Consider the following 18,695-nt stretch of genomic DNA (forward strand, 5'->3'; position numbering starts at 1 on the left):
AAGTATTAACGCTTGGGTGTTAAGCCATATGACAGCATCTGGTGTAGCGGCGGATTACGACGAAAAAGTTTTTTCGAGACTACAGCAACGACGGAAACAAACACTATATGATGCCCTGAGTCTGTTTGAATCTGGAGATTCAGCCAAGTCGGATTACCAAATTGAGGGACTCCAACGTGCACTCTCCTCCAAGTATGCAGAAGAGACGCGCGAATGGCTGGCAATTTATGATAGATTTGATGACGAGAACGTCAGCATCGATACCACAATCCGATTTCTTGCCGAAGAGTATGAAGTGAACTTTGAGGAAGAAGCACCAGACTCCAAGTACCAACTTGCTCTTCAGGTTCTTCAAGAGGACCTTTCAAGTGAGGTTGACCACATAGTGGTCGGGTCTAAGAATCAGAAAGGTATCTTCAACGAAAACCTACACCTTCGATGAGAACCTTCCATTAGAGGGGATAGAAGACACTGTTACGGGATTCCACCAGCAGTGGAACTCTGACGACCAGAACAAGGCAGTACGAGTCCAAATTGAGGAATCAGGAACTGACAGTGTCGTACTCCATATTACAGCCGAGCGTGGTATTCAACCACGCAAGGTTCGTGTTTTTCAATTTCGGGAAGATGACGACAGTGAAAAGCCTGCCGAGCCAGAAGTCACTACGAGAACATACCGCGCCGTCAAGTCGAGCCGTGTCTACATCGATGCAAGAGGGGAAGACACCACGATAGTCCTAACAGATGGGAAGCAAGGTTGGAAGCAGATTCTGAACGTGCTCTTCAGTCAGGCTTTTGAGGTAGATGATCTCGTGGGCAAACTCACCACAAAGCAGGTCGAGGCAGCGGGAGAGTTGGAGGAGGATGCTTCCGACGTAATCCAAAGATCAGATGATCCGATTGAACAGACTCGGAAACTGATACGGAATCATGCCGACCGGGCGAAAGAACGGGTCCGCGACGCTGATTCACTTCCACCGGACAAACAGGAATCTGTCATACAGTGCTTGGAGACCATCGAGTATGACGGCTCTCAGGTAATTGACGACCCCTCGGTGGCCGCAGAAGAATTCTCGTTAGTCGGTCGTGAAGGACTAGAGGCCATTTTCGATAGAGTTGATCAGATGCGCGATAGTTTCCTTGATCTTCTCGCTACCGCTGATGACAAAAATGCCGCTCTAGTTCTCTCCATCGACAACCGCAACGTAGCAGTTCGGAGTGGAGATTACCGTCCGACGGATAACGCTCGGCTATCCGACGATGCGCAACTCGCTCTGAGATACTTCTTCGATGAGGAAGATGTTGTATGAACGGGACCTCTTTAGATGACGTAGCTGAGGCGATTGATTTGCGGCTTCGAGAGGGAGAAATATTAGAAGAGACACTTCCTTCTTCGCTTATTGGGACCGGGTTAGTGGATGCTAAGTTGAAATCTCCTCAACGTTGTCCTGAGTGCAGAGGGCAATTACGGAGTAAAAAAAAGGATGAGTCGGAGCGGGTTTTCAGAACGCGTTGCACTGGTCAGTATGGCGAAACACACGAGGAAATAGTCCCGTTTGAAGAATGGAGGTTCTTCGACCTGCAATGGGAACCCGTGATGCAGAGAGTTGTCACGGCGATAGACCGTGATTTGGACCATATTGAGCCTCAAAGCCTGCCAAGTTCGGTACATGGGGTAACAGAAGATGGGCTCCGAGTCTCAGTAATTGGCGGACGGAATCCTAAGCGGGAAGCGACAAGTGTCTACATATATGCGCTACGAGAGGACCAGCCTACGCTGCTTCTCGTTCCCGATTCGGAGGTTGATTCATACCTCGAAATGCAGTCGTTGTTCACGACTGGTAGCTTGGTCTACACCTTACCCCTGTCAATGTTGGGGGGCGATTCCGAGTATCTCGAAGACCCGGTTGAGGCCATGGAACAGATTCAGGCACTTGAGGAGGACATTGCTCAGGATTTAGCCAAAGACTCACACAAGGTTGTTGGGCGGATCCATTCGAACCCGCGATATATGCTGACAGAACTCAATCACATGCGGCTTCTTCGAGCAAACAAAGAACTCCCTCAGAGCTCAGGCACCCGGCTTGAAGAAGTTGGACATGCGGCGCTCTCCACTCTGACGCCTACGTATCCAGACGCTGGTGGTGAAGATGATCGCGGTGATGAGCTTCCTGATCTGGTATTCAAAATTACAGATATCGCTCCAGATCCTGACGACAAGTACGCGACTGTGGGAGGCGTCGTTGATGCAAAGTCCGGGGATGATGCTGATTTCGGTAGTGAGGAAACAGATGGCAAGCATACCAAGTATTTGAGCCGTGCGAGAAGAAATTTAAGCGTAGAGCATATCTCGCACGTCTTTATTGTGAACGAGATTGACGGAAAGAAGGATATCGAGTTTTTCGACAAGATGGACGAGTTCTACAACCCGAACGAGAATCTTGTAATCTGGTATGTTGATGCGCTAGCGATGCTACTCGAAATGGCTCTGACAGCCAACATACGGAACGAGTTGCAGCTCATCGGTGGCGACTTCCAGAAAGTGTTCTACCCGTTCTTCGTGACCGATGCGTTCAAACAAACGAGTGTCAGCGGAATCACGCGGGAAGTTGGACAACAAGTCGAGGATGGCCTTGGAAAGGTTCAGAAAGAGTACAATGAAGAGTACGGGGAGCGCCCTCGACTACACGTCATAACCACCGACGTCGTTGAGGAACGGATACGGAATTTCAAAGACTCTCGCGGTGAAGTAGAGGAAGACTTGGCAGAGTATTTTCGTGAACCATCCCTCCTCTCTGAGGGGTACTGACCTCTCTCGGATTTTTCTGCTGAAATTGTCACAACTTCATATACTGTGGCCCAATCACAATTGACAGTCCAGGGGTCGCTCCGAATCTCAAGTGGAGTCGTCGTCGATATCGAGAATCAATTTTGATCCGGCTCGCTCTAGCCAGTGCGTTTGGACCTGGGTATCAGCATACTCGATAAGAATGTTCCCGCTGAATTTCATGAGTTGTTAGTTGAGAGTTGTGACGTACAATCCTACCGGTCACTGAATTGTATAGATAATTCTATATTCTGTTGAGCATCCCATGGTTCTGATGCGGTTCAAGCCTTCTCATACTATTACTTCACTTGGGCCTATAGCCTGAATGTGTCGTCAGTCTCGTGTATCTGTCTCAGAAGATTCACGCAGTAATAGTTGATAGCAGGGAATGACGCACTTCTGGGGAAGTAGGGTTTTAACTGATCCAACTGTGTATTTCCTAAGTGGTAAAGTGGCACCAAGCACGATGAAGCCAGACGAGTTTCGAGAGTGGTCTGAAGAGATCACTGATCGACAGTTCGAACAGGTGGTGGGCCACATCTATGATGAGTTGGGGTGGGACGCCCGGGTAACGCAGAGTAAGAAGGATGGTGGGATGGACGTCAAGTTGTATAAAAATGAGAAGCGCCAAGTGGTGTCAGTAAAGCAGCAGGTCGAGGATAAGTCAGGTATCGCACCCATTCATCTTCGGGAGATCGTTGGAGTCGCAGTCAGAGTAAACGCGACAAAAGCGATCTTGGTTACAAACGGTCAAGGAAGCAATCGGACTCAAGAAGAAGAGAAAATTTACCGGAACCACTCAGATATGGATGTTGAGCTTGTAGAGCTCATGGACCTCTACGAAATGGTCGTACAGAATAATCTCTTCGAAGTCACAGAAAAGTACGATACAAGCCTCCGCGACAAAGTGAATAGTCTACTTGACGACCCCTCTTAACCTGAATCGTAGACTGCTTTCGCTTCCTGCCATTCTTCTTTCTTTGCGTCAGGCGCTCCTCGCTCGATAATCACTGGTTTACCATCATCCGGAATCATGTGAAGAGATCCATCTTGGATTCTAATATCCACGACGTCTGTGTCAACCGGATCAATCCCCAATTGAAGAAGATCGGTGGCGGTGAGATGAATGCCCGTCCCAACCGGCGTTCCGTCACGGTGTCGAGTGATTCTTGCAGACCGTACGATCTCCTTTTCACCCTCGTCCTCAGACATTCTTTGGCTCCTATTCGGCACCTGTCTCGTAGTCCCCATACAACTCACGTCTTCTGCGTAATATCGACAAATATGACTGGGTACGACTCTTCCTCTAATGAACTTTGGAGTCTATCTGTGGACTCCAAAGTTCAAGTGGCAGTAGGCCAGTGTTGCTTATAAAGAGGGTTTGTCAGATTGAGTGAGTACGCAAATTCCCAAGTTCGGGCCAAAGTCTGGGAGACACCAGACCAAGTCGAATCACTCCGCTCGGCATGTTACGCAACTGGTGCAGAATACCTCTAACAACGCAACGAAGCCCTTGTGACGACGATGTACGACACTGGGCACCGGGTAATTGAACTTGTTCAAACCGATATCGAACTCCTGCGGAGCAACAACTCAGAACTCTACCTTGCCACGCAGAAGGATAACCTAACCAAAGCTCTCCACCACCAGTGACCCTCGAACTCGCCGACGACACGACAAGACTGCTCTCAGCGTATCTCACCAACCGATGGAAAGACACGCCAGCCCTCTTCCCATCACGATCTTCAGAGCGCATCAGCGAACAAGGCGTGCGGAATATACTTCACAAGATCGCTGAGGAGGCAGCAATTCGGCCCTACAAACTCGATGGGAGTAGAGGCGACCCAAGCGACGTCACACCTCATGCACTACGGCACGGCGTTGCTTATCGAATGATGAACGACGAAGACGGAAACACGCTGTACGACGTCCGCAATCGACTTCGTCACCGAAATATTCAGACTACCGAGAGAGTCTACGACCACCTGCTGAAGGTGTGAGTGATCGTTACGAGCCCACCCCGCATCAACGAAGACACCTCACGACATCAGCGAGTCACGAGCGCACGCTGATGAAACGCAACTCCAGTCGTATTGTAACTACACCATCGCCGTCCACCGATCACCCCTCTGTTACGAAAACAGATACAGATGTAATCGGTCGAGTCGCTTATCTTAGAGAGTAATCCTGTACTGTGTATTTATAGAAAACCCTCTGAGAGGAACAGGATTTACTCGCCAGCGATGACTCTATTGTGATACGTAAGATGGTCGTCGCTGAGTTCGTGGGGATCTGTGATGTCTAACTGGGTTCCGTCGACGGCGTCCTCATAGGTGTGCGTCACACGGTACGTCTCTGGATCGACGGTGAGCCGGCCGTAATCGAAATCAGCGTGATGGTTCGGACAGAGGACGAGGATATTCTCGGGTTCGTCGGGCCCATCATGCGGGCGACCGAGCGGCCGGATATGATGTGCTTCGGCATACGGATCTCCGTCGGGACCTCGGCGGGAGGCACCGCAGATCTGGCACGTGTGGTCGTACATCCGCTTCATATCGTGTGCAAGGTCGGTGTTACGGATCACCCGGCTCCTCGTCGTTTCGACGCGCTCCGGGTCAGGAGTCGCCAAGTCCCGGGCGGGTTCCTGCCGGTCAGCGTTCTCAGCACTCTCTAGCCGGACAATCTCCGCAGAACTCAGTTTACTTAGCCCATCGTCTTCTTCCACACCAGACTCTAGAATATCCTGAACTGCCTCGACATCGGTGACCAACGCGTCCACAGGCGGGTGCGAACAACGGAACGTTACGTGGCGCTCGATGGTCCTCGGTGAGCAGTCATACTCTTCAGCAATATCGGCGACTTCGGTGTCCGGACTAGCGCGATACGTTTCCCGGATAGTCTGGCACTCCGTCGTCGAGATGTCCTGACTCCGATCAGTCGGTTCTCGCGGCGGCACATCGACCTCGTGTGTACACTCTCCGTTGACGTGCGCGAGTACAACCTGATACTCGTGCTCGACTGTATCAGCGTAAGCCAACACGCTCTCAGCATCTCGAATCCCACGACGGAATTGCGCACACTCATCAGCCGTCACTCGATCCCGCCTAAGAATATCCTCCTTTTCCACTGTCGGCGCTTCCACAGTGGTCTCGTGAGAACACGCCCCAGTAAGGTGTCGGACGAGCGTCTGCCAGCGACGACCAGTCGAAGCTTGGAGCGCTTCGATAGCCTCTCCCGCAGCATACCGATATCTGAGATCACGACACTCGGCGGTAGACACGCCGTGGGTCCGACCGCGTGAAATCGGCGGTTCCTCGCCACCGTGTGAACACTGCCCAGTCAGATGATCGTGAACCACTCGACGCGACAGCTCCTCTTCGACCGACAGTTCGTACGGAGTTTTCCCATCCCGGTACGCCACGCGCCACTCCTGACACCGCTGCCCCTGCACCTGCTGTTCTTCAATCGTCATCGGTGAACATCCTGTTGTATTTACTGATCGTCTGACTCCCGACACCGAGTTCCGAGCTCAGATCGCCAGCAGTTAATTCTTCGCCGTGCGCTTGGGCCACACTAAGATACGCGCCACCGACAATCCCTGCAGCACTAGCGCTGGCTCCAACATCCGCCCCGGTCGAGAGCGCGCGTGCATCGTCAGCATACATGGCCGGGTGCTCGGAGAACGTTGTCTGCAGCGTCGTAATCGCCTCGTCAACCGTCTGGGGTGGAAGCACGTCCACCGGGACGTTGTCAGCCAACTTCAGGAACGATTTGTAGTTCTTCCGAATCGACATATTGGTCTTATTCACGAAGTCGGAGATCTCGTGTTGACGGACGTCAAGCTCGTGTTTCTTAACGACGGCATACAGGATCGCCCCGGCGACAGTCGTCGGTGCGCGCCCACTGTGGAGATTGCGGTCTTTCCCGCGTTCAAGCAACTCGAAACATTCCGCCGTTTGCTCCTCGGTGAACCCGAACTCCTCGATGCCGTCATCAAGGTACGTATCCGGCTCAACCGGTGTTGGCTGAATCTCCAGTTCAGCCATCAACTTCGCGCTCAGATGCTGGATGTTCTTTTGTGATTTCCGAGCCTGTTCGGCGACGTCCGGGAGCGAAATCGGTTCGTCCTGCCGAGTACACGCGAGATGAAAACACGCACCGACGACACTATCAATCGAATCATAATCATACCCAGACCGGAGGACATCACCGCCCAACCGAATCCCGTCAATCATTGTGTCCTCTGCAGCGTCGAGCGCCTCACCCATCCGCTCGATCTCGGTCCCAATATAGAACAACACCGAGCGTTCAGAATACCGAGCCTGCATCAATCTCCAAATAACAGCTCTGGTTCATGTAACCTTCGCTGCAAAGAGGCGTATTCGGGGACTATCTGGCCGTCTCAACAAGACTGGGAGCTGCAACGAGAGAACGAGTTGCTTCCCAGCAGGTCGCCCCCTCAACGCGCACTCTCGTTTCAAGACCGAACCGAGGTGAGCGCAGTCGCGCCAAAACTACCACACTCAGTCACGCCGAGCAGATCGGGCTCTCCTTCTGCGAGACGGATCGTGTTGTATGGTGCGAGGCGGTTCCGGAGTTCTTCTGGGATTGTCCACCCGCCCCACGTTGCCTGTGTGAACTGCGTTTCCGTGACAGCGTAATGATTTGCGCTATCATGGAGAGTCGGATAGAGTGTATCCTTCGCGGCAGCGAGCACAGTCGGTTCGGTGAGTGTAGCGGTCATTAGATCAATCCCAGCTATGGAAGTCGCTTGTTGCTTCTCCAACGAACTCCCCGTCAGCGTTAAGTGAATATGCTGCCCGGATTTGACTCTTACCGAGCTGGTTGCCTGCGGGATCTCCGGTTAACACTCTCTTTTCACCCTTCACAATCCAGACAAGCGATAACCCTTCATTCTCTAACTCACCGCGAATGCCATTCTCTGCGGCAAGCATCGATAAGGAATCTACTCTCCCCATCAAACCCTCTGATTCAGAGATATCGGCTACCCGAATTGGAGCTTCCGTATCCTGCGTAAATTCTCTCGTATCTATGATCCATTCTAAATCCAGTAATTCACAGAGATACGGAGACGGGGCAAACATCCCGTATTTGCCCTGAATACTGCAATCATATTCCGCCTCTCAAATCAGGTCCAGCGTGGTGTTCTCCGTATCAACCGGAGCACCTCTAATTGCGTCACCACTCTCTTCCCACCGATCTTCGACTACGGGATGCCACGGATATTCTCCTCTAAGAACCTGGGTCACCTGACCGAGAGACACCAAGTTACTCTCAATCTCACCACTCTCAATCCAATCACTTCTAATCCAATCCAAAAGAGGCTCCTCGTCATCTTCGTTAACGAAAACAGATTCAACCCAAACAACAGTTTCCCGCGTTATACTTGATTCAGGACTCTCATCCGCTCTCCACTTATACGTACCATTTAATGACAGCCACTGCCCACTATCCACAGAAACTTCAAGTAGATCTGTTAGTTCCGGGAAATCCTCGTGATTTGAGATCCACTCATCAAGTGCCACCTCATCAACACGGCAGTCAAAATCAACAACGTTGTCTAGAGATCGCTCCGGTTCGGAAACAGGATCCAGAACAGATGGGTCGATATCCCTCCGGAAATATGTCCAAGGACCGTTGTACGGAGTTCCTTTTCGAGAATCAGAGAAACCACAGTTATCCGTAACCCAGGCAACTAACTCATGGTACGCGATCCACCGGTACTTTTTACTGAATTTCTCAGGCTTCCTATTCCCCATTCTCCCATGGAAGCCTCTGTTGACGCGGTCATCGAATTGTCCAAAGTTGTCAGGGGTCCAACCGAGGTCAAATACTCGTTTAGTTATCCAGCGAAGAGCCTTATCACAAGGAAAGTCAAACCCATGGACCTTGCCAGCACTATGATTACTACCAACGATATACCGGGCAAAATCACTCGATCCTCTACCCTCAAAATCAGATCCCACTAACCCCCACCAGAACCGCGCATTTACATCCGTTTCAGACTCCTTAAGACAGGTCTGAACTTGCTCCTGCAACTCCTCCGGTGAAGGCACCTCAATAGAAAACGAACTATCGTAAGGCGGTCTCACCTTCTCCATGTCCACCTCGAAATCACCGATCCGGTAATCCGCTAATTCAATTATTCCTCGTGCATAGTCCCTTGCCAGCAGATGCGGAATAGGGTCGTTCTCAGAGAATTGTACCTCAAATACCGTATTGGCAATTTCACCTACTGCATCGTGGTCCTTGTTACGGAGGACGGCACCATACGCAGCTGCATAAACACGCTCCAAGATGTACGGATCACTTACGCCTTGGAAGCGTTCGATCAATTCAATAAACAGGTCAATGTCGGACCCTACGACATTGACCATTGCTTTAGTCGCACGGTCGCGGACGAACCGGTTAGGGCAACTGAGGAACAGGGAAAGAGTGAGTGAGATCAGACGCTTCGATTCGCGTGACTCAACCGGGTTGTTCTCCAAGGAGAATCCCCAGTTTACCAAACGGAACACCTCAGAAGTGTCATCTCTCCACTCCTTGTGAAGGAACGTAGACCAGTTGAAATCACGTTGAGCCACTTTTTGACCCATATGAACTTGATAGAGATATTCTGCATTCATCGGGTGGTCCGGGCTGGTGGCTAATGTAATAAGAACACGCCATAACTCATACAAATCCTCTAAAAGATGCATCTCTTCCCATAGATACTCTTCAATATTCTCTTTCAACTCATCGTCAGAATCCGTTAGTGACTGAGGATGTCTCCACCCCAAGCTCTTGATAAACGGGTTTAGAACCTCCTCTGAATCAATATACGCGAAGACTTCGACGCCCTCCTGCTCAGGAAGATGAATTGCAAATGCCTGGATCAAGCCAGGATACTGCTCAGGGCTCTCAAAGATCTTCTGTAACTCCTCCTCTTCTGCAAGTGCCTGCTCAAAGTCACCGTCCACATATAGCTCTAAGTACTGCTGCGCCAGCATATGATCCGCAAATTTGTCGTAGGAAAATCTGACTGCTTCACTCATATCGTCCCCAATCGGATTAACGACCTCCGAAATCACACCTTCACTCAAAATATTCCCGTAGAGGCTCTCAGAGTAGGATGTACCAGAAAAGATATTGTCGACGATTTCTTTCGCCTCCTCTTTGGGTAGACGCTTTGTCCCTTTTCCTCGCTCTGCCATTTCTCTAGCTAATGCTTCGACGGATCGCTTGACCAGGTTAGCGCGGGGGTCATAATCCAATTGCCAGCGTAGCCGCTCATTGACCCCGTCAATATAGCCCTCAAAGATCTCACTCAGACCCTCTGGACCATGGGATACCCGGCTCTTCCCCTGGTTTTCCAGATTCTCACAGAACAACTTCAAGAACAAAGGAACTCGGAACTCACGTTGGAGAACAGGAATCGAGGAATGCTCAATGCTGTGTTCATCAAAGAACTTCCGCACCGCTTCATATTCGACCTCGTGAAATCCGTAATGCCGGGACTCCACTAAGCCATCACCAATGCTACTGGGGATAACTAGATTCTCATACCCTAACCGGCAGCTGACGCACAGCCCGATGTGCGGATAGCTTTCAAGCTTTTTCAGTAAGCCCGGAAGCCGACTATTCCAAATCCGTGGATCAGGACTCTCATTCAGGGCGTCAATCATTAGCAGGGACCGGACACCGCGCGACTCCCCAAAGGAATCTAACGCACCCAGAAATTCTTCAGTAGTACAGTCTAACCCTAAGCGTTCAATTATCTGTGACCAGATACTCCTGTTAGTGAAATTCTCTCCTAAGATTAGAACGGTGGGGTGACCGTTCTCCATTCGCCTTTTAGCTACGTTACATAGCAGGTGGGTCTTCCCCATACCGGCGTCGCCGAGCAGCTTCAGTCCTGCTGTTTCTGCCACCTCCAAATCACTGGTTTCGACAAAATTCTTGAAATTATAGACTTCACTCCGAAGCTGGCGGAAAGAGTAGGATGTATAGTCATCTGAAGTATTTTCATTCCCTTCTTGGCTTTCCTCCTGCAACTTTTGCAGTGCAGAATCCAAATCCCAAATTGCATCATGAGCAGTCTCACTTACATCCTGCAACTCTGAAATTGGGATCTCCTTTTGGATCTCTTCAATATCTTCAAGCAGAACGGGAATCTTCTCAATAGCGTCACGCAGGTCAAGGAATGCCTCTTCATCAGCTTCTTTCAATCTCTCAATCGAAGTTTCTGTGAACAAGTCTCCTACTTTATCATCCAGCTCTTCCAAACGCTCCTCAACATCTTCAACAAAACAGGGGGTCCGACCTAATGGCTCGAATATATCTGCGCTTCCGGTATCCACGTGAAGCTCCGGACTATACCGGTCATTAGCATTTGAGATCGTCACCTCCAGTTCTTCACTCAGCTTGGGTTCTGTGAGTTGTTCCGAATCAAACCAGAAGTAAAGCCGACCTTTGTGCTTTTCCTCGCTTAAAAACTCGTAGAGTTGTGACTGACCCCAGAAAACGAACTCAACATCCATGTCGCGTTCATCAGTCCATCGCTCCCACTTTTCCTTTCGATCATTCCACTTTTGCAGAGCGGTCTTTCTTCTGCCGTCGTCGTCTGGACTATGCGGTCGATCACAAGGGACGCATACAAAGTACCGGCTTAGGTCGTTATACGTATCTAATGCCTTCTCAATTGAATCATCGATCTGTGACAGACTACTGCTGTCAATGCTGTCGACATATTTGGCTTGCCATCCCCAGACCTCTCCCTTGGGAGATTCCCACTTACATTCAATCCCTGCATCAGGATCATCAAGACGTGTATACTTCCAAGAATCGGAGACCTCTCCGAACTGATGTGCTATCTGGCTACACAGTTCTTCAAACCCCTTCCTACGCGAGTCCTCAACCGGTCTAATATTGCTAAAGTCTACATAGATACTCATGGAGGTAACCTGAATTGATATTGTCGGCAAACCTTTTCTCTTCAATGGGTATAAAAAGTCCGACCGTCAGTCAATCACACTTCTAAGAAAAGAGGGTGTGCTGACTCTGTCAGAAATCCTCGTCCCGCCAGAATGGAACAAAATCCACGGTGCAGAGTGGCGACCGCTCGCCACGGAACTCAGAGATCAGTTTGAGAAGATGGGCGTGGACGGGATGGTAGAAACGCTGAACCAAGTCTTGGCCGCAGACCAGGAGCAAGAATGGGACGACCCGTTCCTATACCTTGATCATCAGTGATCCAGTATTACGGAACTTCATCTACGACATCGCGTAGGCCATCTGGACTGGACCAGGCGAAGCATTGCTCGTGGAGTTCGAAGAGACGGAATTCGTTGAGGTGAACCCAGCTGTATGAGACAGGTGCCTGTTTGTCATCTTCTCGTTCCTCTAATCGGTCGATGAGGTCGGGTGTTGTGAGGCTAATGCCGTTCTTGTTGGCTGCGGTGATGAGTGAGTCAAGCTCTTCTTCGGTAGCCGCTTCGTCGAGATCGTCGTTGAAGTAGATCGTCGCGGCAGCGGTGACGACGTCCGCTTCCGTAGCGAGGTTCGGTTCGGTCATCCACGCGTAGTCCCGCGGCAGCACGTACGATTTATCGAAGTATGGTGTCGTGCTGATTTTCCCGAGTTCGGTGACTTCGCCCCCGGCATCCTGTTCATACACAGCGACGATAGTATCGGCATGCGCGGCGAGGAGAGTGAATCGGATGCGAAAGACGGGGAGCCGGTCGATATCCAACTCGGAGAGATCGGCCATCAGGAACGGGTACGTACCGAGGCGCCTGTCCAGTTCGTTCTGGACGATCCGGAGTCGTCGAAGGTATGGGTCGCGGTAGCTGCCGAGGATGAAATACGAGTCTTCGGGAGTGTGAAGGTGTGAAAGTTCTCGATTGGCGAACCCCAGTATTTCGGATGTTTCGTGAGGTTCTAATTCGAGACCCTGGAGCGCGTCGTTCACGCTCTCCATGATTTCCGCTGCATTCGGAGGCGGGCTGGGGTCAGCCATACTGTGTGCTCCTTAGGGAATGAATAAATAGGTTGCTTACCAATATGGCTAATTCGCTGATTGACCACACCAGTTGATCCAAAGTATTATTCGCGTCGCCGAAGTATTCTCAAGTGAGACCATGAGTGATGCGCCTGCCGCGGAGGGCGGCGGCCCGTTCGAAGAGCAGCGGCAGATCTACGATCTCCTGTCCCAGGAGACGCGACACTTGATCCTGCAGTTCGTCCTTGGCCATCCGGAGCATCTCCCATCACTTGATGAATTGGCGTACATGATGCCGAAGAACAAGGCCGCAGTCAGGGACCAGCTTGAGGTCCTTGGTGACAGCGATATCATCGACTGTTATCGGCACTCGCCGAATGAGGACGCACGCGATCTCCCCAGTCAGTTCTACGGCCTGACTGAACACGGTGTAGAGATTCTCTACGAGTACAATTATCTCCGTGGCCTCCCTGTCGCGCGCGCACTCTACGACAACACGCGCCTGTCAGAGAAAGCCCAACGGCACCGTGACGCACCGCGTCCGGAACTTCCAGATACAGTCAGAGACGCGCTCACGATTGACGAGGATGACGACACAGATTTCGACCGCTTGGAACGGTATATCCGAGAGCGAAAGGGGAACACACACAGCGTCGACGATCAGGTAAGCATTGCAAAGGCGTTCTACAACGCGGAGATCGGTCCCGAGCAAGAGGGGATCAAGCGAACGGAGCTACTAGACTCGCTCGATATCGACATTGAGTACCAACCACGAACGGTACTGAATCACCTTGTTGATACTGGAGTGCTTGCTCAGACCGCGCCGCCCGGACCAGATGTCTTTGCGATTAGCGAGCGGCTTGACGACATTGTGAATGGGCAGGTGACTGAGGAAGCAGAAGTGAATCTGGATGCGCTGATCGCGCATATCGACGACGAACTTCAGGTCACAGCGCTTTCTGAAGACGCTGCAGAGCGGGACGGTCCGCAGACTCGGGTGTCAGCACCGTCTGTCGCCGTCGCTGACGGTGCTGGTCGAACAATTCGAAGTATTCTGGCTACGGAGTTCGGTATCGAGCCAGAACAGGTCATAGACTATCTTTGGTCCGATGACCCAGTGGAGCGACTCAATACGGCTGTCGAAGCAATTGAATCCTCTGAGGAAGTCACAAAATCGGAAGACTACGGGCAGATCGTGTTCGTTCGACCGGCGTATCGCTACCGGCTGACCGAACAGGCGATAAATCTCGTATAAGAGGATTCGTTTCTGTTAGTCCACGTGTGATGACCGGTGACGAGCCTTAGAGACCCATACGTGGGCCACGAACGATAATCAGGCCGTCCCCGCTTGCTGATTAGGACAAGCCTTGTTGGCTGTATGTAACTCCGAATTAATGGAGAGTGTGTGATGTTGTTGATTCCCCCAGAGAAATATCAGTGGCAATATCAAGGCGAATAGGTTTATAAACTCTAAATCCCTCGTAATTGCGTAACTTGTTAACTGCATTGTTTTTGAACTTGGGACATAAAAATGAATAAGAAAACAATCGATTTGTTCAACAGGTTGAATAAAGACTCACTGGCCGATACAACTGCACAAATAAACAAGCTTCCGAGCCCCGGAGAATATAAAGAAACGATTGAACAGGAGTTTTAGGAGTATCTCAGCGACAGTTTTCCGATATTGTCGGGCTACGCTTATTTCCGGACTCACTACTAGTAGCTTTCAGGTATACGCGTTCATAAGGGTCGTTTTGCCGGCTCCGGTTGGGCCCGAAAAGAGAATGACACCGTGGGATTCATACAGGAGCCACAGTAGCGCGACCAGTTCCGTCGGCAGTGAATCGCGCTGTACCAAATCGACTGGTGTCATCGCATCGCCCGACTGTTTCCGGATCGAGATGTGGGGACCACCTTCGCTGATAGTCGGCAGGGCAACGGCACAGCGGATGGTGTCGTCGGCGTCGTGGAGGCCGTCGCCGTCGGGGTCGATGTTGACCTTCGCGCTCGGGTTCGAGGCGTTGAGTTCAACCCCATCGTCGGCGGCCAGTTGTGTGACGACATTGACGAACGCCGCCTCCGAATCGAAGGAGAGATTGGTCGGGACGCGGCCGTCGTGGCCGAGGTTAGCGCGCGGGAGAACCTTCACGCGTTCATCGACCCGGTTCGCCTCGATGTCCTCGAGCGTGTGGTCTCGGATCGGGACCGTGAGCTTCCCGTAGCCGACCAAGTCCCGAAGCACGTAGTACAGTAGATCATCGAGGCGGTCGTCGGCGAACCGGTGATCGACCGGTGGCACAGCCAGATCGAGTTCGGCCAGCGCCGAGCGTAGCCGGTAGCGGGCGGCGCCGACCCACTCGGTCGTGTTGCGGACAGTTAGCTGCCGAGCGAGCAGTGAGTGAGCGCGTTCCCGGACGAACTCGACGCGGTCTTCGACGACGCCGTTGACGCCGGTCTCCCAGACCCGCTCCTTGCACACCTCGATGAGTTGTTCGTCGCCGGGGAGCAGGTCAGGCTCTCGGACCGCGTACTTCGTCGTGAACGGGTCGGCACCGAGGAGATGCTCGCGGTAGACGACGACCGGAATCTCAAACCCCTGAAAACGAACCGTATGACGCTCAACACACTCGCTCGCGAAGCGGTTGAGATACGCCGGGTCCGGTCCGAGGTCGGTCTCGGCCGGGGCGTAATCATCGGTATGGACGACGACACCGTCATCGGTCACGTCAGCGACGTCGATGCGAGAATCCAATGCGTACGGGGTCAGATCATCGAAACACGCCAGCGACGAGAGCGCGTGGTACTCGATTCGGCGACGGCTCGCTGGCGAGGCATCGACCAATCGGTCGATGACCCGACGGTGTTTCGCGTCGAACCCCCCGTTCATTCGTTCCACTGCCCCCTCACGCGTCCGTGGTCGCTCGATATTCGCGCCTGCGAAGTGTGACTCGACAGTCGACAGTGCGTCAGCTTCCGACGCTGAAAGTACTGGATCACGGACATCGTACCGGAACCCGCTCCGTCCCCGTCGAACGGTCGCGACGACGCCCGGGTACACCTCGTCTTGCTCGCGAACGTCCGGCGCGTACCAGGCGTCGGCGGCGTCCGGTGGCATCGGTGCAGGGACCACCGGTGCGGTCTCCGTGCCAGCCTGTGCAGTCATACGCGGCTTTAAACTAACCATTGTACTTAAAGTTGTAGACTTTGTTTTGAGGAATTAAATAAAAATATAATTCTCCGAGTAGAGAATTTCGGCGAGAGTACAGACCATAGAAATGCTCTGTCAGCAGAAAAGCATACGAACACAATAGGGCCCTCTGATAACATCAAAAAATCGCTAATTAGGATATCTGAACCTACTTTTGGGTCCGCTTTCTCTCATAACTCGGTGTTTCGAGATATGCACCAGAATTATCATAACTGCGCCCCCGGATAAGTCACTTGGATGAAAGAAACACAGCTGACGGGGAGCAGTGATCGACCAGAGTCGACACCCACCACACGACGACGGCTCCTCAAAGGAGCACTTGGTGCAGGGGTGACCGCGGCAGCGGTTCCAAGCCTAAGCGGCATCGCGGCAGCCCATTTTCCGGTCGAGATCGCGATCGAGATCCAGCCCGAGAACACGGAGAACTTCATCGACCTGTCGGAACACGACACCATCACCGTCGCAGTCACGCAGTCGGAGTTCGTCAACAACGATGGAGACAGCGAGACGTTCGACCCCACTGAGCGGGCCGTCCGCTATCGGTTCGGTTCGCGTCTCGCACTGGAAGGCGGCGAGGGTGCTCGACCTGTCGACGACGGCGAGATCAGGGAGTCGGACGGCGATGCTGCGGACGGCCAGTCGTCACTCGTGCTCACGTTCCCAGTCGATGAGATGGGGCTCGACGGTGGCGAGGAGACAGCATGGCTGTACTGGGAGCGGGACGAATCAGGAGAGCACGGCTACGCTGGCTTCGATTCCGTGCGAGTGTATCGTGGACATCCCAGGGGCAGCGGCCTGATCGAACAGCTCCAGCGGTTGCTGGGAGGTGAGACGGCGTCCAGTTCTGACTAAGCGTCTGCAAACCCAGAACAGTGCTGCCAGCGTGTGTCTGTAATCGCTATGCTGGCGACTTTATACGTCGAATCCGATGGGACGCTATGGCCATCGTTGCAGAAATCCTCCTCGCGGACGAGACCCTTCCGTTGGTTGGCGTGGCGGACTCGGTTCCAAGCGGCGAGCTCTCGATTTCAAACGCCGTCGGCCTTGAAGACGGAAAACTGCTGCTTACGGTTAGCGTCGACGCTGACTCCCGTGACGCCTTTGAACAGGAACTGGACGCACAGCCACACATCACCGACGCGGCGAAAATCGGACAGATGGCCGATGGCTGGTTCTACAAGGTGGTCGTCGACAACGCGTCAAGTCTTATCGCATCACACGACCCGGCGGAGTTCGAGGGCGTTGCGATGGACGCGACGGTCACCGGCGAAGGGATACGGGAGCAAAAGGTGTTCTCCGACTACGACGCGTTCAGTGCGCTACAGGACCGGTGTGCGGTCAACGATATCCCGCTCGAACTGCTGAACATCGCTTCAGACCCCGAGAACCCTGGCGAGCGCGACCAGTTCGGGCTCACGGACAGGCAGTATCGGGCAATGTCCGTCGCCCTCTCTGCGGGGTACTACGACTCACCGCGTCGGTGTTCGACGGCGGACCTCGCCGACAAGCTCGATGTGTCAGCCGCCGCGGCGTCCGATCTCCTGCGCCGAGCCGAAAAACAGCTCATCAGTTCGACGGTCGGCCCCGACCAAATCCGGGACGCACTCGCCCAGTAGCCGTTCTCCTGTTCGACCGCGTCTTCCCTGCCCACATATAAATGGGCTTATCAGTAAGCAAAGCACGCTCGTTGCTGTCGCAGCTACTGAACACCGATGGCAGACAAACCTGAGACAGACGACGATCAGAGTACACAACGACTTGCAGGCGACGTTGCGATTATCACGGGCGCGTCATCGGGAATTGGTGAGGCCACTGCCGAGGCGCTCGCTGACGCAGGCGCAAGTGTTGCGCTCGCGGCACGCCGCGCTGACGAACTGGAGGCCCTTGCGGACCGAATCGAGTCATCCGGTGGGGATGCGCTGGTTGTACCGACCGACGTCACCGACGAGGACGACATCGACTCGCTGGTCGAGGCGACGACCGACGAGTACGGTCGCATCGACATCCTCGTCAACAACGCCGGCGTAATGCTTCTCGAACCGTTGGAACGAGCAGACCGCTCGAACCTCCAGCAGATGGTCGAGGTGAACCTGCTCGGGTTGATGAACCTCACCCATGCGGTGCTCCCAGTCATGCAAGAGCAGGAGAGCGGCCACATCGTCAACGTCTCCTCCGTCGCAGGACGCCGCGCATCGGCCGATTCGAGCGGCTACAACGCGACGAAGTTCGGCGTGAACGCGTTCACTGAGGCCGTCCGGCAGGAAGTGACGACACAGGGTATCCGGACGACGGTTATTGAACCGGGTGCTGTCGATACGGAACTCGCAACACACGTGCCGGACGAGCAGGTGCTGGAACGGTTCGCAGAGATGGACCTCCCGATGCTCCACCCCGACGACATCGCTCGCGGCATCGTGTACGCTACGAGCCAGCCCGCCCGGGTGGACGTGAACGAACTCCTGATCAGACCGACCGGCCAGGATATCTGAGACGGCCACTGCTCTCATCAGACGCAATGTAGCGATAGTCGACTCGAAACGCCGTCTCTGCTGTTTTTACTGGACGCGCGACCGACGGCACTGACCGCTGGGACCAGCCGTTAGCTGCTCGAAACGGTAGGACAGTCACATCGTGGTCATCTCCATCGTTTGAGAGGGAGG

Annotated in this window: 16 protein-coding genes and 2 pseudogenes; 10 read left to right on the forward strand and 8 right to left on the reverse strand. The window is 53.1% G+C overall.

All coding sequences use genetic code 11. The annotated features are described in order from the left end of the window. Positions 1 to 28 precede the first annotated feature (28 nt). The 4 genes from ACODNH_RS07100 (at position 29) to ACODNH_RS07115 (ending at position 3,764) form a co-directional block, all read left to right on the forward strand. A complete protein-coding gene (locus ACODNH_RS07100; protein ID WP_434531177.1) occupies positions 29 to 442 on the forward strand; it encodes a hypothetical protein in 414 nt (137 codons plus the stop codon). 334 nt (positions 443 to 776) lie between these two features. Next, entirely contained in the window at positions 777 to 1,310 is a 534-nt protein-coding gene (locus tag ACODNH_RS07105) for a hypothetical protein (protein WP_434531178.1), read from the forward strand. Continuing rightward, on the forward strand, positions 1,307 to 2,809 hold the full coding sequence (locus ACODNH_RS07110) for a hypothetical protein (protein WP_434531179.1): 1,503 nt from the start codon (positions 1,307 to 1,309) through the stop codon (positions 2,807 to 2,809). Before ACODNH_RS07105 ends, ACODNH_RS07110 begins: the two co-directional genes overlap by 4 nt. A 484-nt stretch (positions 2,810 to 3,293) precedes the next feature. Then, positions 3,294 to 3,764 carry a restriction endonuclease gene (locus ACODNH_RS07115; RefSeq protein WP_434531180.1) on the forward strand — a complete coding sequence of 157 codons (471 nt, stop codon included), beginning with the start codon at positions 3,294 to 3,296 and terminating at the stop codon, positions 3,762 to 3,764. Here ACODNH_RS07115 and ACODNH_RS07120 read toward each other — a convergent pair. Next, positions 3,761 to 4,039, reverse strand: a complete 279-nt coding sequence (locus ACODNH_RS07120; protein WP_434531181.1) for a hypothetical protein — start codon at positions 4,037 to 4,039, stop codon at positions 3,761 to 3,763. The genes ACODNH_RS07115 and ACODNH_RS07120 overlap by 4 nt on opposite strands. 177 nt (positions 4,040 to 4,216) lie before the next feature. Here ACODNH_RS07120 and ACODNH_RS07125 point away from each other — a divergent pair. After that, a pseudogene (locus tag ACODNH_RS07125) lies at positions 4,217 to 4,827 on the forward strand (tyrosine-type recombinase/integrase). A 230-nt stretch (positions 4,828 to 5,057) separates the two neighbouring features. On the opposite strand, the gene ACODNH_RS07130 reads toward ACODNH_RS07125, so the two are convergent. From ACODNH_RS07130 to ACODNH_RS07150, 5 genes are all read right to left on the reverse strand, one after another. Beyond that, positions 5,058 to 6,299: an HNH endonuclease gene (locus ACODNH_RS07130; RefSeq protein ID WP_434531182.1), complete on the reverse strand. Its 1,242-nt coding sequence runs from the start codon at positions 6,297 to 6,299 to the stop codon at positions 5,058 to 5,060. Then, positions 6,289 to 7,128 (reverse strand): transcription initiation factor IIB family protein, encoded by an 840-nt coding sequence (locus ACODNH_RS07135; protein WP_434531183.1) that lies wholly within the window; start codon positions 7,126 to 7,128, stop codon positions 6,289 to 6,291. Before ACODNH_RS07135 ends, ACODNH_RS07130 begins: the two co-directional genes overlap by 11 nt. Before the next feature lie 176 nt (positions 7,129 to 7,304). Further along, a complete protein-coding gene (locus tag ACODNH_RS07140) occupies positions 7,305 to 7,571 on the reverse strand; it encodes a hypothetical protein (protein ID WP_434531184.1) in 267 nt (88 codons plus the stop codon). Positions 7,572 to 7,575: 4 nt separating this feature from the next. After that, positions 7,576 to 7,782 (reverse strand): hypothetical protein, encoded by a 207-nt coding sequence (locus ACODNH_RS07145; RefSeq protein WP_434531185.1) that lies wholly within the window; start codon positions 7,780 to 7,782, stop codon positions 7,576 to 7,578. Positions 7,783 to 7,971: 189 nt separating this feature from the next. Beyond that, the gene (locus tag ACODNH_RS07150; protein ID WP_434531186.1) at positions 7,972 to 11,781 is read right to left on the reverse strand and encodes an NACHT domain-containing protein; all 3,810 of its coding nucleotides are present in this window, start codon (positions 11,779 to 11,781) and stop codon (positions 7,972 to 7,974) included. Positions 11,782 to 11,878: 97 nt separating this feature from the next. Here ACODNH_RS07150 and ACODNH_RS07155 point away from each other — a divergent pair, with 97 nt between their 5' ends. Continuing rightward, entirely contained in the window at positions 11,879 to 12,079 is a 201-nt protein-coding gene (locus ACODNH_RS07155) for a hypothetical protein (RefSeq protein ID WP_434531187.1), read from the forward strand. 7 nt (positions 12,080 to 12,086) lie between these two features. Here ACODNH_RS07155 and ACODNH_RS07160 read toward each other — a convergent pair whose 3' ends face one another. Continuing rightward, positions 12,087 to 12,845, reverse strand: coding sequence for a hypothetical protein (locus tag ACODNH_RS07160; RefSeq protein ID WP_434531188.1), 759 nt, complete (start codon positions 12,843 to 12,845; stop codon positions 12,087 to 12,089). Between the two features lie 121 nt (positions 12,846 to 12,966). Here ACODNH_RS07160 and ACODNH_RS07165 point away from each other — a divergent pair, with 121 nt between their 5' ends. Then, positions 12,967 to 14,082: a hypothetical protein gene (locus ACODNH_RS07165; RefSeq protein WP_434531189.1), complete on the forward strand. Its 1,116-nt coding sequence runs from the start codon at positions 12,967 to 12,969 to the stop codon at positions 14,080 to 14,082. A gap of 477 nt (positions 14,083 to 14,559) precedes the next feature. Here ACODNH_RS07165 and ACODNH_RS07170 read toward each other — a convergent pair. Next, a pseudogene (locus ACODNH_RS07170) lies at positions 14,560 to 15,990 on the reverse strand (type II/IV secretion system ATPase subunit); the annotation flags it as partial. A 375-nt stretch (positions 15,991 to 16,365) separates the two neighbouring features. On the opposite strand from ACODNH_RS07170, the gene ACODNH_RS07175 reads away from it, so the two are divergent. The 3 genes from ACODNH_RS07175 (at position 16,366) to ACODNH_RS07185 (ending at position 18,524) form a co-directional block, all read left to right on the forward strand. Then, positions 16,366 to 16,887: a hypothetical protein gene (locus tag ACODNH_RS07175; RefSeq protein ID WP_434531434.1), complete on the forward strand. Its 522-nt coding sequence runs from the start codon at positions 16,366 to 16,368 to the stop codon at positions 16,885 to 16,887. 86 nt (positions 16,888 to 16,973) lie between these two features. Continuing rightward, positions 16,974 to 17,651 (forward strand): helix-turn-helix domain-containing protein, encoded by a 678-nt coding sequence (locus ACODNH_RS07180; RefSeq protein ID WP_306708744.1) that lies wholly within the window; start codon positions 16,974 to 16,976, stop codon positions 17,649 to 17,651. Positions 17,652 to 17,747: 96 nt separating this feature from the next. Further along, complete coding sequence (locus ACODNH_RS07185) at positions 17,748 to 18,524, forward strand: SDR family oxidoreductase (protein ID WP_306708746.1); 777 nt, start codon at positions 17,748 to 17,750, stop codon at positions 18,522 to 18,524. The last annotated feature ends 171 nt before the right edge of the window (positions 18,525 to 18,695 follow it).

The organism is Haloarcula sp. NS06 (genome assembly GCF_051122755.1).
Taxonomy (GTDB): domain Archaea; phylum Halobacteriota; class Halobacteria; order Halobacteriales; family Haloarculaceae; genus Haloarcula.

Excerpts from the sequence above, each read along its gene's own strand:
- ACODNH_RS07150 (WP_434531186.1), bottom strand. The coding sequence starts at position 11,781 with ATGAGTATCTATGTAGACTTTAGCAATATTAGACCGGTTGAGGACTCG.
- ACODNH_RS07145 (WP_434531185.1), bottom strand. The coding sequence starts at position 7,782 with ATGCTTGCCGCAGAGAATGGCATTCGCGGTGAGTTAGAGAATGAAGGG.
- ACODNH_RS07120 (WP_434531181.1), bottom strand. The coding sequence starts at position 4,039 with ATGTCTGAGGACGAGGGTGAAAAGGAGATCGTACGGTCTGCAAGAATC.
- ACODNH_RS07180 (WP_306708744.1), top strand. The coding sequence starts at position 16,974 with ATGGCCATCGTTGCAGAAATCCTCCTCGCGGACGAGACCCTTCCGTTG.
- ACODNH_RS07140 (WP_434531184.1), bottom strand. The coding sequence starts at position 7,571 with ATGACCGCTACACTCACCGAACCGACTGTGCTCGCTGCCGCGAAGGAT.
- ACODNH_RS07115 (WP_434531180.1), top strand. The coding sequence starts at position 3,294 with ATGAAGCCAGACGAGTTTCGAGAGTGGTCTGAAGAGATCACTGATCGA.
- ACODNH_RS07165 (WP_434531189.1), top strand. The coding sequence starts at position 12,967 with ATGAGTGATGCGCCTGCCGCGGAGGGCGGCGGCCCGTTCGAAGAGCAG.
- ACODNH_RS07160 (WP_434531188.1), bottom strand. The coding sequence starts at position 12,845 with ATGGCTGACCCCAGCCCGCCTCCGAATGCAGCGGAAATCATGGAGAGC.
- ACODNH_RS07185 (WP_306708746.1), top strand. The coding sequence starts at position 17,748 with ATGGCAGACAAACCTGAGACAGACGACGATCAGAGTACACAACGACTT.
- ACODNH_RS07110 (WP_434531179.1), top strand. The coding sequence starts at position 1,307 with ATGAACGGGACCTCTTTAGATGACGTAGCTGAGGCGATTGATTTGCGG.
- ACODNH_RS07100 (WP_434531177.1), top strand. The coding sequence starts at position 29 with ATGACAGCATCTGGTGTAGCGGCGGATTACGACGAAAAAGTTTTTTCG.
- ACODNH_RS07130 (WP_434531182.1), bottom strand. The coding sequence starts at position 6,299 with ATGACGATTGAAGAACAGCAGGTGCAGGGGCAGCGGTGTCAGGAGTGG.